Below are 22,516 nucleotides of genomic sequence, written 5' to 3' on the forward strand. Positions count from 1 at the left end.
AATTTAGGCACGGATTACCCGGATTTCACGGTTTTCTGATATATGATTGTACAAAGCAACAGCGTAATCCGTGTAATCCGTGTAATCCGTTCCTCAAAATTCCCATTCATATAAATAATAATGCAAAATATAGATTCTGAAATAAAAAAGTCTTCAAAAGCTTCCGCTTTCACACTGATTGTGGCTTTTGTCTGTGTGGCATTGGTTGGGGTGGCGATTATTCCGTTGCTGCCTGTCAAACTGAATCCGTCACGCACATTACCCGGTTTCACGGTACGTTTCAGTATGCCGGGCACTTCGGCACGTGTGGTGGAAATGACGGCTACCAGTAAATTGGAGGCAATGCTCGCCCGTGTGAAAGGGATTCGGGGAATTTCTTCTACGTCAGGAAATGGATGGGGAAGCGTCAGTGTGAATCTGGATAAACATGTGGATGCGGCGGTTGCCCGTTTTGAGGCTTCTACTATTATTCGCCAGACATGGCCGGAACTGCCGGACGGGGTGAGTTATCCGTATATTCAGATGCATAGTCCGGGGCAGAGTAGTCAGGGACCTTTTATGGCATTTACGATCAATGCGCCCGCTACTCCTATCTTAATTCAGCAATATGCGGAGGAACATATAAAAACACGTCTTGCACAGATTCAGGGAATTTATAGGATTAATCTAGGTGGAGCTACTCCGATGGAGTGGAGATTGGAGTATGATTCAGAACAATTGCGTATACTTGGGGTAAGTACGGATGATATTCGTCAGGCCGTCCGGTTGCATTATCAGAAAGAATTTCTGGGTACTTATGATATGGAACAGGGAACTGCGGGCAGACAATGGATACGTCTGGCATTGGTTCCCGAGAATGAGATTCGGGAGTTTGATGCGGAGCAGATAAAGGTGAGAATGAAGGATGGTAAGATCATAGGTCTGAATGAGTTGGTAAAGGTTTCCCGCATGGAGGAACAACCTCAGAGCTATTACCGGATTAATGGGCTGAATTCGATCTATCTGTCGATTGTTGCAGAGGAAACGGCAAATCAACTGGCATTGAGTGAAAAGGTGAAGGCATCTATGGACGATATCCGGTTGTTACTTCCGGCAGGATATGAAATTCATGCCAGTTATGATGCAACGGAATTTATTCAGGAAGAACTGGGCAAAATCTATTTGCGTACAGGAATGACTGTAGCCATTTTGCTTCTGTTTGTATTGTTGATAACCTTCAGTCCTAAATATCTTTTTTTGATTGTGATTAGCTTGATTGTCAATATGACGATAGCTGTAATCCTTTATTATATATTCGGATTGGAAATGCAACTGTATTCGTTAGCTGGTATTACGGTCTCATTAAACCTGGTGATAGATAATACAATTGTAATGAGTGATCATTATCTGCGACGCAGAGACCGGAAGGCATTTATGTCTATTCTTGCAGCTACGTTGACAACAATGGGAGCCTTGGTTATCATTTTCTTTTTGGATGAGAAGATACGGCTTAATTTACAGGATTTTGCAGCAGTAGTCATTATAAATCTGGGGGTATCACTGCTGGTTGCCTTATTCTTTGTTCCTTCTCTGATTGATAAAATAGGATTGAAACGAAGAAAGAAGTCTTCTTTTTCAATAGTTAGATGGAGGATTGGGAATATACATTTCTTTGTGTGGATGCGTTCAAGAATACGCCGGATTCCGGTTTATTTTAGCCGTTTTTACAGGTGGTTGATACAAGTTCTTTGCCGTTGGAGGGTGGCAGTGTGTATTTTGTTATTATTGGCATTCGGATTACCGGTATTTCTATTACCGGAAAAGATGAAAGGTGATGATAAATGGGCGACAGCTTATAATAAGACATTGGGTACTTCCACTTATAAGGAAAAGGTGAAACCAATAGTGGATAAGGCATTGGGCGGCACTTTGAGGTTATTTGTGCAAAAGGTGTATGAAGGAAGTTACTTTTCAAATAATGAAGAGGTAGTGCTTCACGCTAATGCCAATTTGCCGAATGGAAGTACACTTGAGCAGATGAATACACTGATTAAACGAATGGAGACTTATTTGAGTGAATTTAAAGAGATCAAGCAGTTCCAGACATCTGTGGAAAGTGCCCGCAGGGCATCTATTCATATCTATTTTACGAAAGAACACCAGAAAAGCGGTTTTCCTTATACATTGAAAGCTAATATGATTAGTAAAGCTCTTCAACTGGGAGGTGGAAATTGGAGCATATATGGCTTGCAGGACCAGGGATTCAGTAATGATGTACGTGAGAATGCGGGGTCTTTCCGGGTGAAGATGTATGGATATAATTATGATGAACTGTATGGTTGGGCTGAAGAGTTAAAAGCAAAGTTGTTGTCTCACCGTCGGATTAGAGAAGTGACAATCGGTTCTGATTTCTCTTGGTGGAAAGATGATTATATGGAATTCTATTTTAATCTGGATAAACAGCGAATGGCAGAGGAGGAGATTGGAGCCGGAAAGTTGTTTGCCGCTATCCATCCGATATATGGACGGAATATGGAAATTGGTTCAGTGATGGCGGAAGAGGGTACTGAAAAGATAAAGCTTTCTTCGCGTCAGTCGGTGGATAGGGATGTGTGGGCGATGCAGTTTTATCCTTTTCAAATAGGAGGGAGAGAATATAAGTTGTCGGAATTGGCAACTGTGGAAAAAGGGCAGATGCCGCAGGAAGTGGCCAAGGAGAATCAGCAGTATCGGTTATGCCTGCAATATGAGTATATCGGCTCTTCGGAACAGGGAAATAAACTACTGAAAAAGGATTTGGAAGAGTTTAATGAGATCCTTCCGATGGGATATACTGCTAAATCGGAAGATAATAACTGGTCATGGGGCGGAAAGGATAATAAACAATATCGCCTGCTTTTGATTGTGATTGCTATTATTTTCTTTATTACGAGTATTTTGTTCAATTCATTGAAACAGCCATTGGCAATAATCTTTGTGATTCCTGTATCTTATATCGGCGTGTTTCTGACATTCTATTGGTTCAAATTGAATTTCGATCAGGGAGGATTTGCTTCCTTTGTTTTGCTTTGTGGAATTACGGTAAATGCGAGCATTTATATCTTGAATGAATATAATTCCGTTCGTAAACGTTTTCCGCGTCTTTCACCGCTTCGGGCTTACGTGAAAGCCTGGAATACGAAAGTGATTCCTATCTTCCTGACGGTGACTTCTACCATTTTAGGATTCATTCCTTTTATGGTAGGTTTGGAGAAAGAAGGCTTTTGGTTTCCATTGGCAGCAGGCACTATCGGAGGATTGATAATGTCTGTAATCGGAGTATTTATTTTCCTGCCGGTGCTGACGTTGAAAAAGAAGTGGTTGATGATACCTAAAGCTAAGCTTTAGCACTTGTAAAGCGTAGCTTTAGATAGGATAAAGCTACGCTTTGTATAGTCTTACCAATTATTCCCGGCATTACTGCTACCGATAAGCATCTCCACACGTTGTTTATACAGGTTTGCTCCTTCAGCAATATTTTTCCCTGCGTCTGCCGTTCCCATTCCGTAAACAACAATAGGAGTTTGCCATGACATTCCCGAATGAATGGCACTAACCTGATAAGGACGTAATAATTCGTCCGTAGTGAAACGGTTTCTGCCGCCACTACGATAGGCTTCGTATTCGGACCCCGTAGTTGTTACTACTGTCAATGTCTTGCCGGCGACTGCCGGAGTCTTGGATAGGAAAGTAAAGACTTCATCCTGCCATTTCTTTAGCAATGACGGTGCAGACATCCAATAGAAAGGAAATTGATAGATGACAGCCGAGGCATCGGAAATGATTTTACTCCATTCATCTACATTGAAAGCGATTTCCTGCGACAGCTCGTAAAGATTGAAAACTGCCACCCCTTCCATGTCACTGACAGCATCAATTAATGCTTTGTTTGCTTGGGATCCCTTTATGTTTGGATGTGCCAGCAGAATCACTACTTTTCTTAAATCTTTATTCATATTCAATCAGGTATTTAGGATGATATAACTACTTATAGATTATAAAGGTGTAAAAATAAGAAAAAGTTCGCGAAAACCAATATCTTAATTAAAAATAAAACAATCCCTCTTTGCTTTTGAATTTGTATTTTTGCATTCACGTTCATAAGGCGTTATTTTAGATAATATTTTTATATATGATAGATTTTAATCAGTTCCCTTCTCCTTGTTACATCATGGAAGAAGAACTTTTAAGAAAGAACCTGTGTTTGATAAAAAGCGTAGCCGACAGGGCGGGAGTGGAGATCATCCTTGCTTTCAAGTCATTTGCCATGTGGCGTTCCTTCCCTATATTCCGTGAATATATAGATCATTCTACGGCAAGTTCGGTGTATGAAGCCCGTTTGGCATTGGAAGAGTTCGGCAGTAAGGCGCATACATATTCTCCTGCTTATACGGAACAGGATTTCCCGGAAATCATGCGTTGCAGCAGTCATATCACATTCAACTCAATGCAGCAGTTTGAACGTTTCTATCCGATGGTGGTTGCAGAAGGAAGCGGTATTTCTTGTGGTATCCGCGTAAATCCTGAATATTCGGAAGTGGAAACCGAACTTTATAATCCATGTGCACCCGGCACACGTTTTGGGATAACGGCCGATCTGCTCCCCGAAGCATTACCGCAAGGGATTGAAGGCTTTCATTGCCATTGTCACTGTGAATCTTCTTCTTATGAGTTGGAACGTACATTAGAACATCTCGAAGCTAAATTTGCCCGCTGGTTTTCACAGATCAAATGGTTGAATCTGGGTGGTGGACACCTGATGACCCGCAAAGACTATGATACTGATCATTTGATAAGACTGTTGCAAGGGTTAAAAGCACGTTATCCTCATTTGCGCATTATTCTGGAGCCCGGTTCGGCCTTTACCTGGCAGACGGGAGTGCTGACTTCCGAAGTAGTGGATCTGGTGGAAAGTCGTGGCATCAAGACGGCAATTTTGAATGTCAGTTTCACTTGCCACATGCCTGACTGTCTGGAAATGCCATATCAACCTGCCGTGCGTGGTGCGGAAATGGGAAATGAAGGAAAATATATTTATCGTCTCGGAGGAAATTCCTGTTTGAGCGGTGATTATATGGGGCTGTGGAGCTTCGATCATGAGTTACAAATCGGAGAGCGTATTGTGTTCGAAGATATGATTCATTATACGATGGTCAAGACAAATATGTTTAACGGAATTCATCATCCTGCCATTGCCATCTGGACAAAAGAGGGGAAAGCTGAAATATACAAGCAATTTTCTTATGAAGATTATCGTGACCGAATGAGTTGATAATCAAAATGATTGTTTTGCGGTCGATGCAAAGTGAACAGATTTCTGTGAAAAAAGTAGGCAGAATGTTTGCAGGTTTACGGAAAATCCCTACCTTTGCAACCGCAAACGGAAAAATGCGGAAATAGCTCAGTTGGTAGAGCATAACCTTGCCAAGGTTAGGGTCGCGAGTTCGAGTCTCGTTTTCCGCTCATGTTTCTTTGAAATGTTGGAACAATAATCTTTGCCCAGGTGGCGGAATTGGTAGACGCGCACGTTTCAGGTGCGTGTGTCGAGAGGCATGCAGGTTCGAGTCCTGTTCTGGGCACAAAGGTTAAACTTTAAAATTATGGAGAGGTGGCGGAATTGGTAGACGCGCTACTTTGAGGGGGTAGTGACAGTTATGTCGTGGGAGTTCGAGTCTCCTTCTCTTCACAGTTTATAAAAGTGAAATGCGGAAATAGCTCAGTTGGTAGAGCATAACCTTGCCAAGGTTAGGGTCGCGAGTTCGAGTCTCGTTTTCCGCTCTTGTTTCTTTGAAATAATGGAACTAAGTTTTGCCCAGGTGGCGGAATTGGTAGACGCGCACGTTTCAGGTGCGTGTGTCGAGAGGCATGCAGGTTCGAGTCCTGTTCTGGGCACCCATCTTTCAGATTTCTGAATGACGAAATTTAGTTTGCGGAAATAGCTCAGTTGGTAGAGCATAACCTTGCCAAGGTTAGGGTCGCGAGTTCGAGTCTCGTTTTCCGCTCCATATAGAATGAGGTTGTCAGTCGATAAGATTGGCAACCTTTTTTTGTATAATATTGGAAGTTTACCGGACGATTTTAGCGATAGATTGAACGGAAAAACGTAATTTTGCAAACGAAAAAATCAATGTACTCCCCCCAAAAAGAGCGTCATTGATTCACACAGACCTTTAATTAATTTAACTATTTGTGATATGTTAACACAGATCATTAATGCACGCATCCTCACTCCGCAAGGCTGGTTGAAGGATGGGTCAGTTCTTATTCGTGACAATAAAATTCTGGAAGTAACCAATTGTGACCTTGCAATTATCGGAGCCAAACTGATTGATGCCAAAGGAATGTATATTGTTCCGGGCGGTGTAGAAATCCATGTTCACGGTGGTGGTGGAAGAGACTTTATGGAAGGCACGGAAGAGGCTTTCCGGACAGCAATCAAAGCTCATATGCAGCATGGCACTACCAGTATTTTTCCTACTCTTTCTTCTTCTACCATTCCCATGATCCGTGCAGCTGCGGAAACTACTGAAAAAATGATGGCGGAGCCTAATAGCCCTGTGCTCGGACTTCATCTGGAAGGACATTATTTCAATATGGCGATGGCAGGCGGACAAATTCCGGAAAATATCAAAGATCCCGATCCCGAAGAATATATTCCGTTGTTGGAAGAAACTCATTGTATCAAGCGTTGGGATGCCGCACCGGAACTTCCCGGAGCCATGCAATTTGGTAAATATATAACGGCGAAAGGGGTGTTGGCTTCGGTAGGACATACCCAGGCCGAGTTTGAGGATATACAGACAGCCTACGAGGCGGGATATACACATGCCACTCATTTTTATAATGCGATGCCGGGATTCCATAAACGGAAAGAGTACAAGTATGAAGGTACGGTAGAAAGTATTTATCTGATTGATGATATGACAGTGGAAGTGGTGGCAGACGGAATTCATGTGCCTCCAACAATCTTGCGCCTTGTTTACAAGATAAAAGGAGTGGAACGCACTTGCCTGATAACGGATGCATTGGCTTGTGCGGCCAGCGATAGTCAGGTGGCTTTTGATCCGCGTGTGATTATCGAGGACGGTGTATGTAAGCTGGCAGACCATTCAGCACTGGCGGGAAGTATTGCAACGATGGACCGCCTGATTCGTACCATGGTGCAGAAGGCGGAAATACCTTTGGAGGATGCCGTGCGCATGGCTTCCGAAACCCCTGCCCGGATCATGGGAGTACTCGACCGCAAAGGAACGCTGGAGCGTGGCAAGGATGCCGATATGATTGCTTTAGACAGAGACTTGAATGTGAGAGCTGTATGGGCAATGGGAGAACTGGTGGAAGGCACCAATAAACTGTTTTAAATCTGATAAATAACGAAAACTATGTTGACTCAAATAATAAACGGAAGAATATTGACCCCGCAAGGCTGGTTGAAAGATGGTTCCGTATTGATTTGTGATGGAAAAATATTAGAGGTGACCAACAGTGATTTGGCGGTTATCGGTGCAACGGTTATTGATGCCAGAGGGATGACGATTGTGCCCGGATTTGTAAGTATGCATGCACATGGAGGTGGCGGACATGATTATACGGAAGCAACGGAAGAAGCATTCCGCACGGCAACTACTGCACATCTGAAACATGGTGCTACCGGGATATTTCCTACATTATCATCTACCTCGTTCGAAAGAATCTATCAGGCTGTCGATGTCTGTGAAAACCTGATGAAAGAGAAGGATTCTCCTGTTCTCGGCCTGCATATCGAAGGTCCTTACCTGAATCCGAAGATGGCGGGAACACAATATGACGGTTTCCTGAAAACTCCGGATGAAAATGAATATATTCCTTTATTGGAGCATACCTCTTGTATCAGACGTTGGGATATCAGTCCTGAACTGCCCGGCGCGCATGATTTTGCAAAGTACACCCGTTCGAAAGGAATTATGACTGCCGTAACACATACGGAAGCCGAATATGATGATATCAAGGCTGCGTATGCAGTGGGTTTCTCTCATGCTGCCCATTTTTACAATGCGATGCCGGGTTTCCACAAACGTCGTGAATATAAATATGAAGGTACGGTGGAGAGTGTATATTTGACGGATGGGATGACAGTGGAAGTGATTGCAGATGGTATTCACTTGCCTGCCACGATTCTAAAATTAGTTTATAAGTTGAAAGGTGTAGAGAATACGTGCCTCGTTACCGATGCTTTGGCTTATGCTGCTTATGAAGGGAACGAACCGATTGATCCTCGCTATATCATAGAGGACGGCGTATGTAAGATGGCAGATCATTCTGCACTGGCCGGTAGCTTGGCTACGATGGATGTATTGGTTCGCACCATGGTGAAGAAAGCGAATATACCTTTGGAAGATGCCGTGCGCATGGCTTCTGAAACTCCTGCCCGTTTAATTGGAGTGAGTGACCGGAAAGGGGCGTTGGCAAAGGGAAAGGATGCCGATATTGTGATTCTTGATAAGGAGCTGAATGTGCGATGTGTATGGTCGATGGGGAAGATTGTTCCGGGAACTGATATTCTGTTGCATAAAGAATAGTTGAAATAATCCCCAAAGAGGAGGGGCATAATGAATAATAAAACGCAGATTAACGCGAATTATCGCAGAAATAATTTTATAAGTCGTTGATTAATATATCAATATAAATGAAATAATCTGCGATAATTTGCGTTAATCTGCGTTTTGACACACTCCCTATATAAAAGCCAATGTTCTGTATGATATCAAAAGTCCGGCAGTTTATCATCATCAGAAGTTTCCCGGACTTTTAATGTATTTTTATTCTGAAAGTAAACTGGTTTCTATCAGTTCTTTCAATTGGTTTTTATTCATTGTACCTAATTTCATTGTCGGTTTGCCGTTCAGCGGGCAAAGTAACAGATTGGGAATGGTGCGGATTTTAAATGCACTTTCCAGTTCCGGTTCCTGATCGACGTCTACTTTATAAATATCTAATTTCCCTTCGTATTCTTTAGCCAGTTGGTCTAATATAGGCGATAACGCTTTGCAATAAACGCACCACGGAGCATGAAAATCGACCAGGCAAGGTTTATTCCCTTTGAAGTTCCAGTTGTCAGGATAAGATTGATAATCAGCTACTTTTTCTACAAAACTATCTTTGGTTAAATCTATTATTTTCATATCTTAATTTTTAATGGTTCATTTTATTTTCTCTTCTGCAAAGATAGGGGAGTTGGGATGAAAGAAGGATAGCCATTTTTCCTGTTGTGTTTACAATTCTTCCTTTATAGCTATTTTCTAATCGAATTCTAATCTGATATGAGAGGCTTATAATCGCTTTTTCCCATCTCTCCGGTTACAGAATTGTAATTTTGCCACGACAATTACAATAAGGTAATAAAGATAAATAGAGTAATGAATAGAGTATTGCTAATTTCTTTTTTTCTTCTGTTGACAGGAGAAGTCTGTGCGCAACAAGTTACCACAGGAACATTAACCCTGAAAGAGGCGGAACAGCGTTTTCTGGAACGTAACTTATCGCTGATAGCCGAACGGTACAACATTGATGTGGCACAGGCACAAGTGCTGCAAGCCAAATTATTTGAGAATCCGGTAATCTCGTTGGAACAGAATGTCTATAACCGACTGAACGGGAAGTATTTTGATTTTGGTAAGGAGGGCGAAGCGGTTGTGGAGATTGAACAGGTGATTCATCTTGCCGGACAGCGAAATAAACAGGTGAAGCTCGAGAAAATCAATAAGGAAATAGCGGAATATCAGTTTGAAGAGGTGATGAGGACACTTCGACAGGAATTGAATGAGAAGTTCGTACAAGTCTATTTTCTTTCGAAATCCATATCTATTTACGAGAAAGAAGTGAACTCTCTGCAAGAGTTACTTGCCGGAATGAAACAGCAACAGGAGAAAGGAAATATTTCGTTGATGGAAATGTCCCGTCTGGAATCTATGCTGTTCTCTTTGAAAAAAGAGAAGAACGAACGGGAAAACGAGTTGCTGACCCTTAGAGGGGAACTCAATGTCTTGTTAAATCTTCCGGGAGATACTGTGATTAAGCTATCGCTGGATGAAGAAGTGTTAAAACAATTGGATCTGTCTCAATTATCGTTTGCCGACTTGAAAGCGATGGTGAATGAGCGTCCGGATCTCAAGATTGCCCGGAGCATGGTAAGTGCTTCCCGTGCGAACTTGAAATTGCAGAAATCGATGGCATTTCCGGAATTCTCGGTGAAAGGTAGTTATGACCGTGTCGGAAACTTTATCAATGACTATTTTGCAATAGGAGTGAGCCTGTCAGTGCCTATTTTCAACCGCAACCAGGGAAATATTAAAGCTGCCCGTTTTAGTATCCGGCAGGCAGGAGCGGAACAGGAAAATGCGGCTAACCGTGCGGATATGGAGCTTTATACCGCTTATGCTTCGTTGGATAAAGCTGTTCAGCTTTATCAATCTACCCATATGGAGCTGGAACGTAACTTCGAAAAACTGATAGCAGGAGTGAATGAGAACTTTAAGAAACGAAATATCAGCTTGTTGGAGTTTATCGATTACTATGACAGCTATAAAGAAACTTGTATTCAGCTACATGAAATAAAGAAAGACGTTTTCCTGGCGATGGAAAACCTGAATACAACTATCGGACAAACTATATTGAACTACTAATATTCATAAATTATCAAAGACTATGAACTGGAATAAATTCCTTCCTTGCATATTGCTTACTACCGTATTGGGAGCATGCTCCGGTAAAGGAGAACAAACGAATGTTGAACCGACTGCCTTATGCCTGACAGATAGCTTGTTGAGAATTGTATCTGTCGATACGGTTCACGTTCAAGAGGTGATTGATGAACTGACATTGAACGGACGGGTGACGTTTAATGAGAATCAGGTGGCACATGTATATCCGATGTTTGGAGGTACGGTAACAGAACTGAAGGTTGAAATAGGAGACTTTGTTCGTAAGGGAGAGGTATTGGCAGTCATCCGCAGTGGAGAAGTGGCAGATTATGAAAAGCAATTGAAGGAGGCGGAACAACAGTTATTGCTGGCACGCAGAAATATGGATGCCATGCAGGATATGTATGCTTCCGGCATGACCTCGGATAAAGATGTACTTCAGGCGAAGCAGGAGTTGACAAGTGCCGAAGCCGAAGAAAGAAGAATAAAGGATGTTTTCTCTATTTATAATTTCTCCGGAAATGCTTATTATCAGTTGAAATCTCCCGTTTCGGGGTTTATTGTAGAGAAACGAATTAGCAGAGATATGCAGTTGCGTCCGGATCAGGGCGAAGAGCTGTTCACGATTTCGGGGTTGTCAGATGTATGGGTGATGGCGGATGTGTATGAAAGCGATATCAGTAAGGTTTCTGAAGGTGCTTCCGTACGCATTTCTACGTTGGCTTATCCGGATAAGATGTTTGCCGGTACGATTGATAAGGTGTATCATTTGCTGAACAGTGAAAGTAAAACGATGAATGTCCGTATCAAATTAAAGAATGAAGAGTATTTGTTGAAACCGGGGATGTTTACGAATGTAAGTGTGAAATGTAAAGCGGATGGAACTTCCATGCCCCGTATCGATGCTCATGCACTGGTATTTGAAGGAGGAAAGAATTATGTGGTCGTGGTGGAGCCGGATGAGCGTTTGCAGGTGAAAGAGGTGGATGTGTACAAGCAGTTGAGCAAGGAGTGCTATATCCGTTCCGGACTTTCCGAGGGAGACAGAGTGCTGAATAATAATGTATTGTTGGTATATAATGCGTTGAATGCAGATTAAAAACAGAAAATAGTATGCACAAATTCATAGATAATATAGTGGCTTTCTCGCTGAAGAACAAATTCTTTATTTTCTTCTGTACAGCGATTGCCGTTATAGCCGGAGCTGTTTCCTTTAAACATACTCCGATAGATGCTTTCCCGGATGTGACGAATACGAAAGTGACGATTATCACGCAATGGCCGGGACGTAGTGCCGAAGAGGTAGAGAAGTTTATCACCATTCCTGTTGAGATTGCGATGAATCCCGTTCAGAAGAAAACGGATATTCGTTCCACCACTCTTTTCGGGCTTTCTGTCATCAATGTAATGTTTGAAGATCGTGTCGATGATTTCACCGCACGTCAACAGGTATATAATTTATTGAATGATGCCGACCTTCCGGACGGGGTGACTCCGGAAGTGCAACCTCTGTACGGACCGACGGGAGAAATATTCCGTTATACGCTTCGTAGTGACAAGCGCAGTGTGCGGGAACTGAAAACGATTCAGGATTGGGTGATTGAACGTAATCTTCGTTCGGTGTCCGGTGTGGCGGATATTGTGAGCTTCGGCGGGGAGGTGAAGACGTTTGAGGTAAGTGTGAATCCTCACCAGTTGATTAATTATGGCATTACCTCTTTGGAACTTTATGATGCGATTGCCAAAAGTAATATTAACGTAGGAGGTGATGTCATTACTAAAAGCTCACAGGCATATGTCGTTCGTGGAATCGGTCTGATTAATGATTTGGACGAATTGAGAAATATCGTAGTGAAAAACATCAATGGCACTCCCATTCTGGTGAAGAATCTTGCCGATGTACACGAATCCTGTCTGCCTCGTCTGGGGCAGGTAGGGCGAATGGATGAGGATGATGTTGTTCAGGGCATTGTAGTCATGCGGAAAGGAGAGAATCCGGGTGAGGTGATTGCAAACCTGAAAGATAAAATAGAAGACTTGAATCAGAATGTGCTTCCGAAAGATGTGAAGATAGTGGCGTTCTATGACCGGGAGGACTTGGTGAATCTGGCGGTAAAGACTGTGACGCATAACCTGATCGAAGGAATATTATTGGTTACGTTTATTGTATTGATCTTTATGGCAGATTGGCGGACTACCGTGATTGTTGCTGTCGTTATCCCATTAGCCCTTTTGTTCGCTTTTATCTGTTTACGGGTGATGGGAATGTCCGCCAATCTGCTTTCTATGGGAGCCATAGACTTCGGTATTATTATTGATGGGGCTGTGGTAATGGTGGAAGGAGTGTTTGTGGCTTTGGACAAGAAAGCGAGGGAAGTGGGGATGCCGGCTTTTAATGTTATGTCTAAAATGGGATTGATCCGCAACACGGCAAAAGATAAGGCGAAAGCGGTTTTCTTCTCCAAATTGATTATCATCACTGCATTGATCCCTATTTTCTCTTTCCAGAAGGTAGAAGGAAAAATGTTCTCTCCTTTAGCCTACACACTGGGCTTTGCACTGTTGGGAGCGCTGATCTTTACATTGACATTGGTTCCCGTGATGTCTTCCATGTTATTGAAGAAGAATGTCCGTGAGAAGAATAACCGTTTTGTCCATTTTATCAATACGAAGTGTTCGGCTCTTTTTGATTTATTCTATGCGCACAGGAAGCTGACTATCGGGTTGGCAACGGTCATAGCTGGTGTCGGATTATGGCTTTTCTCTCTCTTGGGTACGGAGTTCCTTCCGCAGTTGAATGAGGGATCTATCTATATTCGTGCTACCTTGCCACAAAGTATTTCGCTGGATGAATCGGTGGTTCTCGCCAATAAAATGAGAAGGAAACTTTTGACGTTTCCGGAAGTGCGGCAAGTGCTGTCGCAAACCGGACGGCCGAATGACGGTACAGATGCTACCGGATTCTATAATATCGAGTTTCACGTTGATATCTATCCCGAAAAGGAATGGGAGAGCAAGCTGACAAAATTGGAACTGATTGATAAGATGCAGGAGGATTTATCCATTTATCCCGGCATTGACTTCAATTTCTCACAACCGATTACCGATAATGTGGAGGAAGCTGCTTCCGGTGTGAAAGGATCTATTGCGGTGAAAGTGTTTGGTAAAGATTTGTATGAGTCGGAGAAATATGCGGTTCAGATTGAAAAAATTCTTAGTACGGTTCAGGGAATTGAAGACTTGGGTGTGATTCGGAACATCGGTCAGCCGGAGCTTCGTATAGAGTTGAATGAACGTCAGTTGGCGCGTTATGGGGTTGCCAAGGAGGATGTGCAATCGATTATAGAAATGGCTATTGGCGGAAAATCGGCTTCACTGTTGTATGAGGATGAGCGGAAGTTCAATATCATGGTAAGATATAGCGAACAATTCCGTCAGAATGAAGAGGAGATAGGTAAGATATTGGTTCCGGCGATGGATGGAACGATGGTTCCTATCAAGGAATTGGCAGATATAACGACGATTACGGGACCGTTATTGATATTCCGTGATAATCACGCTCGTTTCTGTGCGGTGAAGTTCTCGGTGAGAGGCCGCGATATGGGTACGGCAGTTGCCGAGGCGCAGAAAAAGGTGAATGCTTCCATACATCTGCCAGCAGGCTATTCGCTGAAATGGACGGGGGATTTTGAGAACCAGCAACGTGCCACAAAACGTCTGGCACAGGTTGTACCTATCAGTATTGCTATTATCTTTATCATCCTGTTTATTCTATTCTCTAATGCGCGGGATGCGGGACTGGTATTGTTGAATGTACCGTTTGCCGCCGTGGGGGGTATTGTGGCTCTTCTGATAACGCAGTTCAACTTCTCCATTTCTGCCGGTATCGGTTTCATTGCTTTGTTTGGCATTTGTATTCAGAATGGGGTGATTATGATTTCCGATATTAAGGCGAATCTGAAACTGGGCTCGCCCTTGGAGAAAGCCACTAAGGAAGGAGTGCGCTCGCGTATCCGCCCTGTGATTATGACAGCGGCAATGGCAGCTATCGGTTTGATGCCCGCTGCCATGAGTCATGGAATTGGTTCGGAATCACAGCGTCCGTTGGCGATTGTCATTATCGGTGGATTGATAGGAGCGACTTTCTTTGCGCTGTTTGTCTTTCCTCTTATTGTGGAAGTGGTATATGAACGAATGTTATATGATAAAAATGGAAAGTTATTGCAAAGACGTATTTAGTTCATTTCTATTCTGTGAAAAAAACTCTCATAGATTAAATTTGTAGGTTTTCAGTAGGTAGAGGGAGAAAGGAATAAAAGAAGGGTGAATTAAAAAATCACCCGTACTTTTGTTCCTTTTTCTATTTCTGAAAATATATCCAACTTTGCGTGATAAGCAGAGATGATTTTCAGGGTCAGGCTAAGTCCGATGCCTTGTCCGGCATAGTCCCGGGTATTACTGCCCCGATAGAAGGACTGGAATATGTGTTCTATTTCTTCTTGTGGAATACCGATTCCCCGGTCTTCTATATCAAGAATGATTTGTTGTTGCTCCCGGTAGAGAGTCACATTGACTTCTCTATCAGAGTATTTGCAGGCGTTATCTATTATATTCTTTAATGCTATCTTCAATAGATATGGATTGGCTTTTACGGTCATCTGCCGGTCTGTCTCTTCCAAATGAAGATGGATCCTTTCATCGGAAGCCGTCAACTCTTTTAATAGATCGGCCAGAATAATCTCTTCAATATTGTTTTTCAGAAGTTCTTCTTCTTGTCGTGAAAGAAAAAGAAGGTGCCGGATGAGGCTGGACAATCGTTTGCTTTCCGAAGAGATTCGTTGAAGGGATTCAATGTATTCTCCCGTACTTCTCTCTTTCAGCAGACTGATTTCGCATTCTCCCTGAATGGCGGTAATCGGATTGTTCAACTCATGTGAAGCATGACTGACAAAGGACTTCTCTGCCTTGAATGCACTGTCCAGACGGTCGAGCATACTATTTAATGTCTTTATCATGTCCTCCAGCTCGTCATTATTGCCGGTGGTCTTTAATCGGCGGTTCAGACTGTTGGCACGTATTCTTTTCAGCTCCTTTAGTATGTGTTGCAGGGGAACCAGAATGCGGCCGGAGTATATTTTCCCGATGAAAAAGATCAGGACGGAACTGGCTAAGATGAGAAATATGGAAAGCAATAATAGGTGTTCCTTGATTTCTGTTCCGTAGGCATTCCGGGACATGACGAGTACGATAAAGTTTCCTTCATTATCCGGATAATAAAGGGCGGCTCCCAGTTGATCCTTATATTTGAAAGAGAAAGGGATGCTGTCCTGTCCTGCCAGCAGAAGAGCCTGCTGGTGTTGCGTGAGGTATTTATTCAGTGTATCACGCACTTCGGAGAGACTGTCCATATTTAAAAGAATCTCATGGGCTTCGGGCAGGAGTTCGTCATATTTGCGTTGGATAATCTGGTAGCTCTGTTCGTCTACTTCATCTTTTTCCCAATGCTTCTGTGCGGTCAGGTAGGCTTTTTCACGCAGGTAAGAAGCATAAAGTTTATTGATGTACTGTGTACTGAAAATATAAAATACGGCAATGATAATGACAGTGGTCAGTACACTGATTAATGTATAAAAAAGAGCTATTTTAGAACCTATTTTCATAGCCGGGGTGCTTGGGAGTTTAAGTATTCATGATATATCCTAGTCCTACGACTGTATGGATCAGCTTTTTATCAAAGTCACGATCAATCTTTACCCGGAGATAGTTCACATAAACATCTACGATATTGGTATTGGTGTCAAAGTTCTTGTCCCATACATCTTTGAGCAAGGTGATACGTGAGAGGGCAACCCCTTGATGGGTCATGAAATATTCGAGCAGGCGGTATTCTTTAACGGTGAGGTCGATGTCTGTCTCACCTCTTCTGGCTTTCCGGGTATTGCAGTCCAGCACCAGATCGTCGCAAGTCAATAGATTGGAAGCTGCTTCCTTGTTGCGTCTCAATAGGGCTTTGATGCGCGCTTCCAGCTCCTGAAAACTAAAAGGTTTGACGAGATAATCGTCTGCTCCCGCATCCAGTCCTTTAACAATGTCTTCCGTTGTACCCAAGGCCGTCAGCATAATAACCGGAGTCTGATACCCGAACATCTGGCGGTAAAGGTGGCAAAGTTCCAGACCGTTTATTTTAGGCATGATAATGTCCAGTATCAAAAGGTCGAAAGGCTCGTCCTGAAGGATTTTCCAACCGGCGTTCCCGTCATGGCAGACGCTTACCGAATGCCCGAATTCTTTGAGTCCCCGTTCGATGAAAGAGGCGATATTAATTTCATCTTCAACCAATAGTATCTTTGCCATAATTCAGATTGTTTATGTGCAAAGATACTTTTTTCCTGGCATCCGGAGAAAGAAATCTGCGCTACATTTAAGTGTTTCTTCTTTTTGAGTTGTACTATATACAAACAATAGATATGCTATGAAAATAAATTGTGTCATTGGAGCTTTTCTGTGTGCTGGGATGTTATGGGTGTGGCAGTCCGAAAACAGAAGTGAAATCACCGGACGGTCATATCAAAATGGCTTTAACAGTAGACGACAACGGCAAACCGTTATATAATGTTTTAGTAGGTGACTCATTGTTGATTGAAAATTATGAAGGCCATCCGGCTTTTCAGTTCTTCCGCGACTTCGATCCGGATTGTGACGAATCGAAAGCATTGGCAGGAGAACCGGGTGAATTTGTAGCCATCGTGCGTAAAGCAAAGGGGAACTATTTTCTGAAAATACGTTGAACATACGAATGGCTCCGGAGGCGGACAGGCTATTTCATTTATAGCACTTTAAAAAGACTGATTGATTATAAAGTTAGACTGTTAATAATGGAAATAGGATTCGTTTTTAGGTAGAAAGATAGAAAACAGGTAGTATAAATAAAGTTGGTTAGAGGTTAGAAAAAAACGGTGGACAGTGTTGAGGCTGTCCACCGTTTTTGTTTTTATTTGCGAGAATACTTATTTTATTATTTGAGATATTATCCCTTTGCTTCCTGATACATAAAGCGTTTGATTGACTTTTTCGCAGTCTTTTCAAATTCTTCAAAATGGATTTTAATCTTGCTTATTTGAGAATAGTTAGGAAGCTGTTGATTCAATTCGATACGGTTTTGCTCCATTACTTTCTGAATATCCGTCTGCTGCAATCCATGAGCGAAAGCATCGTCGAAATCCGGGTAGATCAGGGCTACCAGCTTTTCGTGCTGTAAGACGATCAGTGACTCCGAAACATACGGCATGTTGTTCAGCTTGCTTTCAATTTCTTCGGGATAGATATTCTGTCCGCTAGAGGTGAGAAGCAGGTTCTTGCTACGTCCGCGGACTGTCACATAACCCTCTTCATCCAACGTACCGAGGTCACCGGTATGCAGCCAACCGTTAGCATCAATAATTTGTGCCGTAGCTTCCGGATTTTTATAATACCCCAGCATCATATTCATTCCTCTGCATACGATTTCTCCGGCATGTGTTTTCGGGTCCGGTGAGTCTATGCGGACTTCCATCCGGCTGGTTGCCTTTCCGCAGGAAGCAAGTTTCAGTGTTTCCCAACGGCTGGAACAAATAATCGGACCACATTCCGTCATACCGTAAGCGATGGTGTAGGGGAACCCTATCTTTTTAAGGAAATCCTCTACTTCCGCATTGAAAGGAGCACCTCCGATAATAATCTCGTCAAAGTTTCCACCGAAGATTTCCATGGCAGCCTGTCGTGCCAATGATTTGATTTTATCATTCACAATAGGCACTTTCAGTAATAACTTGCCGATTTTGCTGTCTACTTTAGGAAGAATGTCTTTCTTGATAATTTTTTCCACAATCAACGGTACACAAGAAATCACTCTGGGTTTGATTTCGGAGAAAGATTGGGAAATGATTTTCGGAGACGGCATACGCGTCAGGAAATAGATGTGTGCACCTGCAGAGAATCCGTAAAGGAAATCATATACCATACCGAACACGTGTCCCATAGGCAACATGGAAACGATATGATCTCCCGGTTTAACGGGAAGCATTTCGAAGCAATAAGCCACGTTCGACCAAAGACTGCGATAGGGGAGCATCACTCCTTTAGAGTAACCCGTGGTACCGGAAGTATAGTTGATGATAGCCAGTTCTTCCGGACGATCTTTCCGGTAACAAATATGTTCCGGGCGAAAGTTCTTGGGATACTGTTGGCCGTAAATAGCGTTCCGGTGTTCAAAAGCGTAAGTGAGTTTTTCGTTCCGGGACACTAATGCCGAGAAATCTGTCAGTGAAGCGATGCCCTCTAACAAAGGCATGGCATCTTCATTCAGGTTCTCCCATGCCTGGTCGCCGACGAAAAGTAATTTGGCCTCGGAATGGTTGACGATATTATGAATATTATCTGCCTTGAATTCATGCAAAATGGGAACAATAACAGCTCCGTAAGTGATGGTCGCCAAGAAAGTAACCGCCCAATGAGCACTGTTACGTCCGCAAACGGCTATTTTATCTCCCGGCTGGATGCCGGCACTTTCCAAGACGATGTGAAATTTAGCGATTTTACGCGCTACATCCTTATATTGGAGGGTAATTCCTTTATAGTCAGTTAAGGCATCTTTGTCCCAGTTTTTGATGATGCTTTGCTCAATATAATCAATGAACTGATGTTCTTGTTCCATTCGATTTTTGCACATTTAGTTTAAAACTGCGCAAAATTAATACTTCGTAGATGTAAACCGAATTTTAAATTCAAGTTTTACGGTTAATTAACGGAGGGGAATGAACAATTTTACCAGCCGGATAAAGGTCTTTCGTGTTTCTTCCTTAAAACTAGTTCATTGGCCTGTATAAAACGTTTCGTCTCCATGCATGAAGATGAAACGAATGTCTTGCAAAGGCAAGAGGTTTCATGCGTGGAGACGAATCAATTATGGTGTACTGAATAACTCTTTTCTGATGTTATTCTGAATCAGCATCTTCTTCTTTGGACTTCTCGGAAATAAGTAACAGTTTATCTCCTTCATGCAGTTTCAGCGTTCCGTTGGGAATCAGGAACTCATCTCCGCGCTTCACAATCATTACCAGCGTGCCTTTCGGAAGATTCATATCTTTCAATGTATCTGCTTCTTCCAGCATACTTTTAGTGATAGTCATATCACTAAGGTCAGAGTCAATTTCTTCCGGAAGTTCCACTCCGAAGTCGTTACCGGTTTTTTCCAGCGGTTTGGAAAGATTCAAAATCCGGGCGACGAAAGAAATGGTTGTTCCCTGTACGACCAATGAGACAATGGTAATAAAGAATACAATGTTGAAAATGAGGTTCGAACCTTCTACGCCCGCCACTACCGGATAGGTAGCAAAGATAATAGGAACTGCACCGCGTAATCCTACCCAAGACACGAAAATACGTGATTTCATCGTGATTTTCCGGAATGGAAGCAGACAGAGGAACACGCTTAACGGGCGGCCGATAATAATCATGAAGACACCAATCAACAATGCCACGGAAGCTACTTCCAGCATTTCGTGCGGGTTGACAAGCAATCCCAGGCAAAGGAACATGATGATTTGGAACAACCAGGTCAGTCCGTCCATAAAGGTGTAGATGTCTTTACGATGCATGATTTTATTGTTTCCTACCATGATACCCGCAATATATACGGCAAGGTAACCGTTACCTTTCAGTAAGTCGGTGATGGAGAAAGTGAAAAATACAAATGCAAGTAATAAGATAGGATACAAGGCCTGATTATCAATATTGAGCTTATTCAACATTCGGATGGCTAGCTTTCCAAGTATATATCCGGCAGCGGCACCAACGATGAACTGGATAATGAAAGATCCGACGATGGCTCCGACTCCCATACCTGCCGACTGAATGAACTGTATTAGGACAATGGTCAGCATATAGGCCATCGGGTCATTACTTCCGCTCTCCAGTTCCAGCATGGGACGAAGGTTGTGTTTCAAGTTCATCTTCTGTGAGCGGAGGATGGCGAACACCGAAGCCGAGTCGGTAGACGACATGGTAGAAGCCAAAAGCAGGGAAGTAGTGATAGGTAAATAGATATTAGACCAGCTCATACCTGATATCCACCAGATAAAGAGTCCGGTGAAAAGGGCTGTGAGTAGTACTCCGACAGTGGAAAGCACGATACCGGGACCTAGAATAGGTTTGATTTCTCTGAATTTCGTATCCATACCTCCCGAGAAAAGGATAATACTAAGGGCCACCATACCGATAAATTGGGCGTCTTTCGCGTCGTGGAACTGCAGGCCGAGGCCGTCACTTCCAAACAACATTCCTACTACGAGGAACAATAATAAGGTAGGTACTCCAAAGCGGTATCCGGTTTTTCCAACAACGATGCTGACGAAAAGTAAGATAGAACCGATAAGTAGAGTGTTTTCTGCTGTAAATATCATAGGCAATATATTATAAAGTTATAAAATTGTCGTATTAATTCTCACCGTGCGAAGTTACACATTATTAACAACAAATAAAAACCCTTTTTGGATGTATTTTTGTGAAAAAAGGGAGTTAAATTGTCTAAAAAGACTAATTTTGCAAAGAATAATCTACATTATACTTATGGATTCAAATAATCTTACACCTTTGAGGAAAGGGATGGTGGGGGTACAATTCTTGTTTGTAGCTTTCGGTGCTACGGTACTCGTGCCGTTATTGGTGGGGCTTGACCCTTCTACAGCTCTGTTTACAGCAGGTATTGGTACGCTTATCTTTCATGCGGTTACGCGTGGAAAGGTTCCTGTCTTTCTGGGGAGTAGTTTCGCATTTATTGCACCTATCATTAAAGCGACAGAACTTTATGGATTGCCCGGCACCTTATCCGGCATGGTTGGAGTAGCGTTAGTTTACTTTGTGATGAGTGCGCTTGTCAAATGGCAGGGAGTGAGGGTGATTGAACGGCTGTTTCCTCCTGTTGTCATAGGGCCTGTCATCATTCTGATAGGTTTGTCATTGGCGGGAACGGGAGTGAATATGGCAAAAGAGAACTGGGTACTGGCACTGCTTTCGTTGGTTACCGCAGTCGTTGTTTCAATGAAGGCCAAGGGGCTTTTGAAACTGATTCCTATCTTCTGTGGAATTGTTGTAGGGTATCTGGCTGCATGGCTTTTCTATGATTTGGATTTGTCCGGTGTCAGAGATGCTGCTTGGATTGGATTGCCGCAGTTTGTCTTTCCTAAATTCTCATGGGAACCTGTGTTGTTTATGATTCCGGTAGCCATTGCTCCGGTGATAGAACATATTGGTGATATCTATGTCGTTAATACGGTCACCGGAAAAGATTTCGTGAAAGATCCGGGGTTGCACCGTACTTTATTGGGGGATGGTCTGGCATGTTTCTGTGCCGGATTATTGGGTGGCCCTCCTGTGACAACTTATTCGGAAGTGACCGGAGCCATGTCTCTGACAAAGATAACCAATCCGCAAGTGATAAGAATAGCTGCCATTTCCGCTATCTTATTTTCTGTTATCGGTAAAATCAGTGCATTATTAAGATCCATTCCTAGTGCGGTACTGGGCGGCATCATGTTATTGCTTTTCGGAACGATTGCTTGCGCGGGAATTGGTAATCTTGTGAATAATTGCATTGATTTGAGTCGTACAAGAAATATAGTCATTGTGTCTTTGACACTGACTGTCGGTATTGGCGGCGCTGCTTTTAATTGGGGCGATTTTTCATTGTCCGGCATTGGACTGGCAGCTTTGGTGGGAGTGCTTCTCAATTTAATATTGCCTAGAGAAGATTGATATTCTATTTAAAAAGAAACTATTCAAAA

General features: G+C 42.8%; 15 protein-coding genes and 6 tRNA genes. 15 read left to right on the top strand and 6 right to left on the bottom strand.

Features of this window, described 5'->3' with window-relative positions:
- Positions 1-120: 120 nt before the first annotated feature.
- Positions 121-3,366 carry an efflux RND transporter permease subunit gene (locus AAHJ11_RS13870; protein ID WP_413579644.1) on the top strand — a complete coding sequence of 1,082 codons (3,246 nt, stop codon included), beginning with the start codon at positions 121-123 and terminating at the stop codon, positions 3,364-3,366.
- Between the two features lie 50 nt (positions 3,367-3,416).
- Here the strand turns inward: AAHJ11_RS13870 and AAHJ11_RS13875 are convergent, their stop codons facing one another.
- On the bottom strand, positions 3,417-3,974 hold the full coding sequence (locus AAHJ11_RS13875; RefSeq protein ID WP_148366951.1) for an NAD(P)H-dependent oxidoreductase: 558 nt from the start codon (positions 3,972-3,974) through the stop codon (positions 3,417-3,419).
- A gap of 176 nt (positions 3,975-4,150) precedes the next feature.
- Here AAHJ11_RS13875 and nspC point away from each other — a divergent pair, with 176 nt between their 5' ends.
- From nspC to nagA (AAHJ11_RS13920), 9 genes are all read left to right on the top strand, one after another.
- On the top strand, positions 4,151-5,290 hold the full coding sequence (nspC, locus tag AAHJ11_RS13880; RefSeq protein WP_148366950.1) for a carboxynorspermidine decarboxylase: 1,140 nt from the start codon (positions 4,151-4,153) through the stop codon (positions 5,288-5,290).
- Between the two features lie 118 nt (positions 5,291-5,408).
- Positions 5,409-5,481: transfer RNA gene (locus AAHJ11_RS13885), tRNA-Gly, on the top strand.
- Positions 5,482-5,515: 34 nt separating this feature from the next.
- Positions 5,516-5,597, top strand: a tRNA-Leu gene (locus AAHJ11_RS13890).
- A 23-nt stretch (positions 5,598-5,620) separates the two neighbouring features.
- Positions 5,621-5,704 (top strand) — tRNA-Leu (locus AAHJ11_RS13895).
- A 19-nt stretch (positions 5,705-5,723) separates the two neighbouring features.
- Positions 5,724-5,796, top strand: a tRNA-Gly gene (locus tag AAHJ11_RS13900).
- Between the two features lie 32 nt (positions 5,797-5,828).
- Positions 5,829-5,910, top strand: a tRNA-Leu gene (locus AAHJ11_RS13905).
- 37 nt (positions 5,911-5,947) lie between these two features.
- Positions 5,948-6,023, top strand: a tRNA-Gly gene (locus tag AAHJ11_RS13910).
- Between the two features lie 189 nt (positions 6,024-6,212).
- Entirely contained in the window at positions 6,213-7,379 is a 1,167-nt protein-coding gene (gene nagA, locus AAHJ11_RS13915) for an N-acetylglucosamine-6-phosphate deacetylase (RefSeq protein WP_008648092.1), read from the top strand.
- Positions 7,380-7,400: 21 nt separating this feature from the next.
- On the top strand, positions 7,401-8,576 hold the full coding sequence (nagA, locus tag AAHJ11_RS13920; protein WP_234133607.1) for an N-acetylglucosamine-6-phosphate deacetylase: 1,176 nt from the start codon (positions 7,401-7,403) through the stop codon (positions 8,574-8,576).
- Positions 8,577-8,816: 240 nt separating this feature from the next.
- Here nagA (AAHJ11_RS13920) and AAHJ11_RS13925 read toward each other — a convergent pair whose 3' ends face one another.
- Positions 8,817-9,179: a thioredoxin family protein gene (locus AAHJ11_RS13925; protein WP_004295721.1), complete on the bottom strand. Its 363-nt coding sequence runs from the start codon at positions 9,177-9,179 to the stop codon at positions 8,817-8,819.
- 234 nt (positions 9,180-9,413) lie between these two features.
- Here AAHJ11_RS13925 and AAHJ11_RS13930 point away from each other — a divergent pair, with 234 nt between their 5' ends.
- Genes AAHJ11_RS13930 through AAHJ11_RS13940 form a run of 3 tightly spaced genes read left to right on the top strand, consistent with a single transcriptional unit; the run spans position 9,414 to position 14,936 of the window.
- Positions 9,414-10,679: a TolC family protein gene (locus AAHJ11_RS13930; RefSeq protein WP_413579649.1), complete on the top strand. Its 1,266-nt coding sequence runs from the start codon at positions 9,414-9,416 to the stop codon at positions 10,677-10,679.
- 22 nt (positions 10,680-10,701) lie between these two features.
- Positions 10,702-11,796, top strand: a complete 1,095-nt coding sequence (locus AAHJ11_RS13935) for an efflux RND transporter periplasmic adaptor subunit (RefSeq protein ID WP_413579652.1) — start codon at positions 10,702-10,704, stop codon at positions 11,794-11,796.
- Positions 11,797-11,810: 14 nt separating this feature from the next.
- Positions 11,811-14,936, top strand: a complete 3,126-nt coding sequence (locus AAHJ11_RS13940) for an efflux RND transporter permease subunit (protein ID WP_413579654.1) — start codon at positions 11,811-11,813, stop codon at positions 14,934-14,936.
- Between the two features lie 89 nt (positions 14,937-15,025).
- Here the strand turns inward: AAHJ11_RS13940 and AAHJ11_RS13945 are convergent, their stop codons facing one another.
- Together AAHJ11_RS13945 and AAHJ11_RS13950 are read right to left on the bottom strand one after the other, a co-directional pair.
- The gene (locus AAHJ11_RS13945) at positions 15,026-16,357 is read right to left on the bottom strand and encodes an ATP-binding protein (RefSeq protein ID WP_413579655.1); all 1,332 of its coding nucleotides are present in this window, start codon (positions 16,355-16,357) and stop codon (positions 15,026-15,028) included.
- Positions 16,358-16,376: 19 nt separating this feature from the next.
- Positions 16,377-17,051, bottom strand: coding sequence for a response regulator transcription factor (locus tag AAHJ11_RS13950; RefSeq protein ID WP_074557019.1), 675 nt, complete (start codon positions 17,049-17,051; stop codon positions 16,377-16,379).
- Between the two features lie 131 nt (positions 17,052-17,182).
- Here AAHJ11_RS13950 and AAHJ11_RS13955 point away from each other — a divergent pair, with 131 nt between their 5' ends.
- Positions 17,183-17,485 (top strand): hypothetical protein, encoded by a 303-nt coding sequence (locus AAHJ11_RS13955; RefSeq protein ID WP_413579711.1) that lies wholly within the window; start codon positions 17,183-17,185, stop codon positions 17,483-17,485.
- Between the two features lie 239 nt (positions 17,486-17,724).
- On the opposite strand, the gene AAHJ11_RS13960 is transcribed toward AAHJ11_RS13955, so the two are convergent.
- Entirely contained in the window at positions 17,725-19,389 is a 1,665-nt protein-coding gene (locus AAHJ11_RS13960) for a long-chain fatty acid--CoA ligase (RefSeq protein ID WP_074557018.1), read from the bottom strand.
- A gap of 280 nt (positions 19,390-19,669) precedes the next feature.
- Positions 19,670-21,136: a potassium/proton antiporter gene (locus AAHJ11_RS13965; RefSeq protein WP_074557017.1), complete on the bottom strand. Its 1,467-nt coding sequence runs from the start codon at positions 21,134-21,136 to the stop codon at positions 19,670-19,672.
- Between the two features lie 166 nt (positions 21,137-21,302).
- Here AAHJ11_RS13965 and AAHJ11_RS13970 point away from each other — a divergent pair, with 166 nt between their 5' ends.
- On the top strand, positions 21,303-22,487 hold the full coding sequence (locus tag AAHJ11_RS13970; protein ID WP_099145904.1) for a uracil-xanthine permease family protein: 1,185 nt from the start codon (positions 21,303-21,305) through the stop codon (positions 22,485-22,487).
- The last annotated feature ends 29 nt before the right edge of the window (positions 22,488-22,516 follow it).

This window comes from Bacteroides sp. 90-K9/2, assembly GCF_047310725.1.
GTDB classification, from domain to species: Bacteria; Bacteroidota; Bacteroidia; order Bacteroidales; family Bacteroidaceae; genus Bacteroides; species Bacteroides vicugnae.

Excerpts from the sequence above, each read along its gene's own strand:
- nspC (WP_148366950.1), top strand. The coding sequence starts at position 4,151 with ATGATAGATTTTAATCAGTTCCCTTCTCCTTGTTACATCATGGAAGAA.
- AAHJ11_RS13930 (WP_413579649.1), top strand. The coding sequence starts at position 9,414 with ATGAATAGAGTATTGCTAATTTCTTTTTTTCTTCTGTTGACAGGAGAA.
- nagA (WP_008648092.1), top strand. The coding sequence starts at position 6,213 with ATGTTAACACAGATCATTAATGCACGCATCCTCACTCCGCAAGGCTGG.
- AAHJ11_RS13950 (WP_074557019.1), bottom strand. The coding sequence starts at position 17,051 with ATGGCAAAGATACTATTGGTTGAAGATGAAATTAATATCGCCTCTTTC.
- AAHJ11_RS13965 (WP_074557017.1), bottom strand. The coding sequence starts at position 21,136 with ATGATATTTACAGCAGAAAACACTCTACTTATCGGTTCTATCTTACTT.
- AAHJ11_RS13960 (WP_074557018.1), bottom strand. The coding sequence starts at position 19,389 with ATGGAACAAGAACATCAGTTCATTGATTATATTGAGCAAAGCATCATC.
- AAHJ11_RS13935 (WP_413579652.1), top strand. The coding sequence starts at position 10,702 with ATGAACTGGAATAAATTCCTTCCTTGCATATTGCTTACTACCGTATTG.
- AAHJ11_RS13870 (WP_413579644.1), top strand. The coding sequence starts at position 121 with ATGCAAAATATAGATTCTGAAATAAAAAAGTCTTCAAAAGCTTCCGCT.
- AAHJ11_RS13945 (WP_413579655.1), bottom strand. The coding sequence starts at position 16,357 with ATGAAAATAGGTTCTAAAATAGCTCTTTTTTATACATTAATCAGTGTA.
- AAHJ11_RS13970 (WP_099145904.1), top strand. The coding sequence starts at position 21,303 with ATGGATTCAAATAATCTTACACCTTTGAGGAAAGGGATGGTGGGGGTA.
- nagA (WP_234133607.1), top strand. The coding sequence starts at position 7,401 with ATGTTGACTCAAATAATAAACGGAAGAATATTGACCCCGCAAGGCTGG.
- AAHJ11_RS13875 (WP_148366951.1), bottom strand. The coding sequence starts at position 3,974 with ATGAATAAAGATTTAAGAAAAGTAGTGATTCTGCTGGCACATCCAAAC.
- AAHJ11_RS13925 (WP_004295721.1), bottom strand. The coding sequence starts at position 9,179 with ATGAAAATAATAGATTTAACCAAAGATAGTTTTGTAGAAAAAGTAGCT.
- AAHJ11_RS13940 (WP_413579654.1), top strand. The coding sequence starts at position 11,811 with ATGCACAAATTCATAGATAATATAGTGGCTTTCTCGCTGAAGAACAAA.